Source organism: Mycoplasma sp. 5370 (genome assembly GCF_054343435.1).
The window spans coordinates 1-2,750 of sequence record NZ_JBTGVF010000044.1; the positions used below are offsets into that span (position 1 = coordinate 1).

Consider the following 2,750-nt stretch of genomic DNA (forward strand, 5'->3'; position numbering starts at 1 on the left):
ATTGAGAAATTTTTACACAAAATTTATTACACTTCCTAATTTGCTGATCTGCAAAAAATAAAATTTTATTGTTTTTATTAAAACTAAAATAAATTTCAATTGATTCAGAACTACTTGTTTTATCGTTTATAAAGATAATTTCCTTTATATTAGCAAAATCTTCATATTTCATTAAATCATTTAATAAATTAAAATCTATAAAAGAAATATTATGAAAATCTTTTGAATTTGAATATTCGATGTATTTAATAGATATTTTTTTGTATCCTTTATTTTCACTATCTTGAATAAAAGTTTGCTTTAAATTAAATGTTAGAGTTTCAATGTTTGGATTATTTCAGAAAGGATTGAAAGTGATTGAAAGATTTTCATTATTGAATTCTAAATGTAAAAGATCATTGTTTTCAAAAGCACTTTCTTCAACGATTTCTATTTTAGCAGGAATGCTAATTTTTTCTAATTGGTTATCAGCAAAAGCAAATGATTTAATTTCTTTTAAGGAACTTGGCAATTCAGTTTTTTCTAAAAAATTAGTTTCAAATGCGGAGTCTTCAATTATTTCAATTTTATTATTTCAAACAATTTCTTTAATAGTGCAATTCATAAATGCAGAAAGTTTAATAATTTTTAAATTTTCTGGAAAGATAACCTTTTCTATTCCTTTAGTTGCAAAGGCTAACTCATCAATTATTTCTAAATCTTTAAAACTACTTAAATCTAAAATAGCATTTTGAAAATACTCCTTTTGTTTCAAAATTTCTAATGATTCTTTTTTTGTTAATATTTTCATTTTTCTCCTTTATCTTTACAATTTTATATTCTAATTGGAAAAATAGAAATAAAATCTTATTTTTTTCCTTTTTTTAGCAAAAATTGAATAAAAAATAAATATTAAGGTGAAAGGAGGAATAAATGAAACAAAAAGTGACTTTGGTTAAGTTAACTAATGAAGAAATAGAAAATATTGGTGGTTCCTTTGCTTTTGCAGCAGTTCTACCTTATATTCCTTTAATGGTTAGTTCTATTGCTTCGCTTGTTGCTTCTGCAAAAATGGCAACAAGTTCATCAGGAGAAATAAAAACCAAAGAAGGTTTATCTCAAAAATGAGATTCTCCAACTGCAAAAGATAATGGTAATACAAAAACCATAAATCCTATCTATTTTATTTACTAAAATTATTTTTTTTATATAATTATCAATATGAAAAAAAAGATTTCTATTAATAAAGTAATAAACTTTTTATTTTTATTCTCCTTTTTATTTTTTCTTATTTTTTTTACGTATGTTGCCATAACTAAAATCTTTAAAGATGCAAAATTAGAATTTATAATTGGTGGAATAATATTTTACTTCATAAATTGTTTATTTGCTATTTATTTATTTTTACAAGAAAGACATATAGACGCAAAAATTTCTTGAATATTAATTATCCTTATTTTCCCCTTTTTTGGTCCAATACTCTTTTTAATTTTTGGAAGAAAATATAATTATAGAATAAAAGAAAAAGACTTTTTACTTAATAGAAATTTAATTCCTTATGATAATGATTTCTGCGGTTTTAATTGCAAACAAAATGTTAATTTAGATTTATTTGATAAAGCTCACAAAATATTCACAACAAATCCTAAAAATTTTAATAGTTCATTATACTTAAATGGTTATGATTTTTTTGAAAAGTTATTTTTAGATTTAAAAAATGCTAAAAAATTTATTTTCATAGAACTTTATATTATTAAAAATGATTTTATGTGGTTACAAATGAAAAATATTTTAATTCAAAAAGCAAAAGAAAATGTTGAAATTAAAATTATTTTAGATTGATTTGGATCTGCATCTCTTCCAAAAAAAGACTTTAAAGAATTAAAGAAATTAGGTATTCAATTTTATGTTTATAACAAAATTTGATTTCCTTTTATTCATTCTAAAAGTTTTTATAGAATTCATAAAAAACTTTTTATTATAGATGGTAAAATAGGTTACATTGGTGGAAATAATTTAAGTGATGAATATTCTAATTTTTCAACAAAATACGGAATTTGGTTCGATGCAAACTTAAGAATAAAAGGACAAATTGTTGTTGATTTAACCAATTCATTTATCAAAGATTGAAATTTATGAACTGATTATGAGATTACTGATATCAATTCTTATTTAAATATAAATTTCAATATGAATAATGATTTTAAAGAAAATTATGGATTAATTTTTGAAGGTGGTCCAAGATATGACGTTTCTTTTTTAGAAACCTTTATAATTCAAATGATATATTCTTCAAAAGAAAAAATTGAAATTTTTACTCCTTACTTCATTCCCACAAGAAGAATTTTTCTTGCTTTAAAAGAAATGATTATTCTAGGTAGAAAAATTGAAATTTATTTACCTGGAAAATATGACAAAAAATACGTTGAATGATTCACAAAAGATTTTGCAAAACAACTTGAAGAATATGGTGCTCAAATATTTGAATTTAAAAATGTTTTTTCTCACACTAAATCAATGATTATTGATGAAAATATAGCATATACTGGAACAATGAATTTAGATATTAGAAGCTTTTATTCTCAATATGAAATTAATGTTTTAATTCAAGGTCAATTTATTAAAAAATTTAATGAAAATATTGAAAATTTAAAAGAAAAAAATATTGTTATACCTAAAACTTTCACAAATACAAAACCTACTTCTAAAGTTAAAAAAATGATTATCGAATTATTCAAAAGTCTTTTATAAACATTTTGTTTTATAGTTTA

The 2,750-nt window shown here is 21.2% G+C and carries 3 protein-coding genes; 2 read left to right on the forward strand and 1 reads right to left on the reverse strand.

What is annotated here, in order from left to right:
- A partial coding sequence (locus ACXX88_RS04030) for a leucine-rich repeat domain-containing protein (RefSeq protein WP_458559664.1) occupies positions 1-790 on the reverse strand: 790 nt, incomplete at its 3' end.
- A gap of 122 nt (positions 791-912) precedes the next feature.
- Here ACXX88_RS04030 and ACXX88_RS04035 point away from each other — a divergent pair.
- On the forward strand, positions 913-1,173 hold the full coding sequence (locus ACXX88_RS04035; protein WP_458559665.1) for a hypothetical protein: 261 nt from the start codon (positions 913-915) through the stop codon (positions 1,171-1,173).
- 27 nt (positions 1,174-1,200) lie between these two features.
- Positions 1,201-2,730, forward strand: coding sequence for a phospholipase D-like domain-containing protein (locus ACXX88_RS04040; RefSeq protein ID WP_458559666.1), 1,530 nt, complete (start codon positions 1,201-1,203; stop codon positions 2,728-2,730).
- Positions 2,731-2,750 lie beyond the last annotated feature (20 nt).